Source organism: Pseudomonas sp. HY13-MNA-CIBAN-0226, assembly GCF_040310305.1.
In the GTDB taxonomy this organism is placed as follows: Bacteria; Pseudomonadota; Gammaproteobacteria; order Pseudomonadales; family Pseudomonadaceae; genus Aquipseudomonas; species Aquipseudomonas gregormendelii.
This window is the reverse complement of record NZ_JBEOPS010000200.1, coordinates 1-278: the sequence shown is the minus strand read 5'-3', so window position 1 is coordinate 278 and position 278 is coordinate 1. Positions and strand designations below refer to the sequence as shown.

Sequence of the window (278 nt, the reverse complement as noted above, 5' to 3'; positions counted from 1 at the left end):
CACAAGAACATGGCGCACATATTATTGTTGGTACACCGGGGCGAGTTGACGATCATATTCGTAAAGGTACTTTGCGTTTAGATGATGTAGAAACGCTCGTATTAGATGAAGCCGACCAAATGCTAGATATGGGTTTTCAAGATACCTTAGATGCAATTATTGAGCGCATTCCTACTAACCGCCAAACATTACTATTTAGCGCTACGTTTCCACGTGCAATAGAAGCTGTTGCAAAGCGTGTGCTTAGCAATCCAGTAATGGTTAAGGTAGAAGAAGAG

1 protein-coding gene is annotated in these 278 nt (G+C 42.1%); it reads left to right on the top strand.

Annotated features, from left to right (window positions below):
* The coding region (locus tag AAEZ05_RS28400; RefSeq protein WP_350649909.1) for a DEAD/DEAH box helicase at positions 1-278 on the top strand (278 nt) is incomplete at both ends.